Source organism: Streptomyces sp. NPDC055140 (assembly GCF_053607285.1).
Window position 1 is genome coordinate 1 of the sequence record NZ_JBSGTG010000122.1, and the last position, 3,540, is coordinate 3,540.

Genomic DNA, 3,540 nt, shown 5'->3' on the forward strand with positions numbered 1-3,540 from the left:
TGTCTGTGGGGTCTGTCTTTGTGCCCGGGCGGTGGTGGCCCCCTTGCTCGGGGGGGCCCCCCGGGGCGCCCCCGCACTCCTCCGTGCGTTGACGCCGATGCGCCTGTCGCTCTAAGGTCCCGCTATTCATATAAGCGATCGCAATTCGTATATACGAACGGAGTGTTGTGGCGAGTACATCGGTCACCCGAGCCCTGCGGATTCTGACCCTGGTCGCGCATGCAGATAGACCGGTCACGCTGAAACAGATCGCCGAAGACCTCGAGATCCCCAAGAGCACGGCCCACGGCATCCTGCGCGACCTCACACAGGAGCGATTCATCGACGCGTGCGAACCCGCGGGTTACACCGTTGGCCTGAAGGCATTCGAGGTCGGAGCCGCGCACCTGCGCATCGCCGGAGTCAGCGGAGTCATTTCCTCCGAACTGGTCGACCTGAGCCGCACGTTGGACATCACGGCGCACTACGCGGTCCTGGACGGCGCCGAGGCCGTGTACCTCTACAAACAGGACCCGGTCAACGCAGGTATACAACTGGCCAGTTCCGTGGGTGCGCGTCTGCCCTCCCACCTGACCGCGGTGGGCAAGTGCTGTCTTGCCTGGCTCCGTTCCGATGACGTGCCGGAGCACGTGCACACCACGAGGGCCGAAGACCCGGGCCGTCTGCGAGAAGAGTTGCTGCGGGTCAGGGAACACGGTCACGCCACTGACGACGGACAGGTCGCCTCCGGCGTGCAGTGCATCGCTGCTCCGGTCTTCGATCCGGCGGGCCTCAGGGGTGCTGTCGGAATCAGTTTTCTCAAGGGAGGCTTCCCCGACTTGAACACGGCAACAGAGGCCGTGCGGGAGTCCGCGGCTCGCCTGACCGCCAAACTGGGCGGAGTGCAGCGGTGATCCGCCCCAGGCCCTGGCTGGACCGGATCACCCCCTACCGGCCCGGCCGCCAGGCACTGACCGCAGCAGGATCGATGGCCTCCAATGAGTCGCCTATTGGGGCCAGCCCCAGGGTGGCCGCGGCAGTGTCCGAGGCGGTGACTGGAGCCCATCATTATCCGGACCCGCTGGCGACGGACCTGCGGCAGCGGCTGGCCGAGTTGCACGAAGTCAGCGTCGAGCACATTCTCGTCGGCAATGGATCCGACGAGTTGATCTTCCTGTTGGCCTGGGCCCACCTGGCTCACGGGGGGCAGGCCGTGTGCGCCGACCCGGCCTACCGCGTGAACGAGATCAGCAGCCAGGTCGTCGACGCGCGTCTCATCAAGATCCCCCTGCGGAACTGGACCCACGACCTGCAGGCCATGGCCGATGTGGCGGCTGACATCGCCTACGTGGTCAACCCGCACAATCCCACCGGAACAACGCTGGGACGGCAAGAGATCGAATCGTTCGTCGCGCGCGCGCAGAGCCGCCTCGTCGTGATCGACGAGGCATATATCGACTTCACCGACGACCCGGCCGCCACAAGCGCCATCCCGCTTGCCCGTCAGGGCAAGGCGGCTGTGCTGCGCACCTTCTCCAAGGTCTATGGTCTGGCCGGTCTGCGCATCGGCTACCTCGTGGCGGACCCCGCGATCATCCACACGCTGCGCACGGTCCGAGCCCCGTTCTCCGTTGGCGGCCTGGCCCAGACCGCTGCTCTCGCTGCCCTGGAGGACCACACGCATTACCAGGCCGTCCGACGGCACACGGTGCAGCACCGTGCTGCACTGACAGACCTGTTCACATCCGCCGGCTACGACGTCGTACCCTCTCAGGCCAATTTCGTCCTCGTCCGGACCGAGGACGAGGACGACCTTGTCGCACGACTCGCCGAGCAAGGCGTCTCGGTCCGGCCAGGCAGCGCCCTCGGCGCCCCCGGCACCGTCCGGATCAGTGTGCCCTCACGCCCCGGCATGGCCCTGGTTGAGCAAGCTCTCGCCACGCCCTGACGGCTGGGGACCAAAGACGTCTCGTCGCACGTCTCCCGCCCAAGATCCCCGTCACGCAGCGCCCCCTGGCCGCGCACGACGAGGTCAAGCATGCCCCGGTCCGGAATTACTCTCTCCTGCTAGGAGTCCCGTGGAACACCTCGATCCACCTGCCAGACCCACCACGCGTCTGGAGACCCGCACCATCGAAGTCGTACCCGACGAGGAACGGCACGGCACGCCACGTAGCCAGTTCACCCTGTGGTTCGGCGCCAACATGCAGATCACGGCCATCGTCAACGACTCGCTGGCCGTCGTGTTCGGAGCCGATCCCCTGTGGGCGGTCATCGGGCTGCTCGCTGGCAACCTCCTCGGCGGTGCCGTCATGGCACTGCACTCGGCGCAGGGGCCGCGGCTGGGGCTGCCTCAGATGATCTCCAGCCGAGCTCAGTTCGGCGTGCTCGGCGCTGTCCTGCCGCTGTGCCTGGTCATCGTGATGTACCTCGGGTTCGCGGCCACCGGCACCGTGTTGGCCGGGCAGGCCGTGGACGGGATCCTGCACACCGGCACGCCATGGGTCGGTGTCGTTGTCTTCGGTGTGCTCACCACGGTCGTCGCCCTGCTGGGCTACCGCCACATCCACGTCCTCGGCCGTGCCGCAACCGTGCTGGGAATCATCGGCTTCCTGTATCTGGCGGTGCGCCTCATCGCCACACAGGACATCGCCGCCCTGTTCGGCACCAAACCGTTCGACGGCGCCACCTTCCTGCTGGCCATCTCGCTGGGAGCGGGCTGGCAGCTCACCTACGGCCCTTACGTGGCCGACTACTCCCGCTACCTGCCCCGCACGACATCGGCCCGCACCACGTTCCACTGCACCCTGTGGGGCAGTGTGCTCGGTTCCCAGTGGTCCATGACGCTGGGCGTCGTCGTCGCAGCTCTTCCCGCGGCAACAGGGCAGGGTTTCCTCGACAACCAGGTCGGCTACCTCGGAGACCTCAGCGGCGGCGGGGTGATCGCCCTGCTGATCTACCTGGTGATCGTCGTTGGGAAACTCACCGTCAACTGCCTGAACGCCTACGGCGGTTTCATGTCGGCGCTCACCACCGTGTCCGCCTTCACCCGGGAACGGCAAGTCTCCCAGCGGGCCCGCATCACCTACATCGTCGCGTTCATCACCGTTTCACTCCTGGTCGCCCTGCTGGCCAGTGACGACTTCCTCACCAACTTCAAGAACTTCGTCCTGACCATCCTGATGGTGTTCACGCCCTGGAGCGCCATCAACCTCGTCGACTACTACCTGGTCTCACGCGAACGCGTCGACATCCCGGCACTGTACGACCCCTCGGGCCGGTACGGGCGCTGGAACGTCATCGCCCTCGGCTGCTACCTCGCCGGCGTGGCGGCCCAGATACCTTTCCTCGCCCAGACGCTCTACACCGGGCCGGTCACCAAAGCACTGGGCGGGGCTGACATCTCCTGGATCATCGGCCTGCTGTTCACAGGCGCCGCCTACTATGCCCTGACCCGTCACCGCTCCAACGCGCCCGGGCACATGCTCGACGCGAGTGAAGCGATCAGCGACCACGAGGGGGAAGAGAAGCACACCAGTCCCTCCTGAGACATCACTGCTG

At 66.3% G+C, this 3,540-nt stretch carries 3 protein-coding genes; all 3 read left to right on the forward strand.

What is annotated here, in order from left to right; genetic code table 11:
* Window positions 1-167: 167 nt before the first annotated feature.
* Window positions 168-893 carry an IclR family transcriptional regulator gene (locus tag ACWFR4_RS47980; RefSeq protein ID WP_453658194.1) on the forward strand — a complete coding sequence of 242 codons (726 nt, stop codon included), beginning with the start codon at window positions 168-170 and terminating at the stop codon, window positions 891-893.
* Window positions 890-1,927 carry a histidinol-phosphate transaminase gene (hisC, locus tag ACWFR4_RS47985; RefSeq protein WP_453658196.1) on the forward strand — a complete coding sequence of 346 codons (1,038 nt, stop codon included), beginning with the start codon at window positions 890-892 and terminating at the stop codon, window positions 1,925-1,927. Before ACWFR4_RS47980 ends, hisC begins: the two co-directional genes overlap by 4 nt.
* 130 nt (window positions 1,928-2,057) lie before the next feature.
* The gene (locus ACWFR4_RS47990) at window positions 2,058-3,527 is read left to right on the forward strand and encodes a purine-cytosine permease family protein (RefSeq protein ID WP_453658198.1); all 1,470 of its coding nucleotides are present in this window, start codon (window positions 2,058-2,060) and stop codon (window positions 3,525-3,527) included.
* Window positions 3,528-3,540 lie beyond the last annotated feature (13 nt).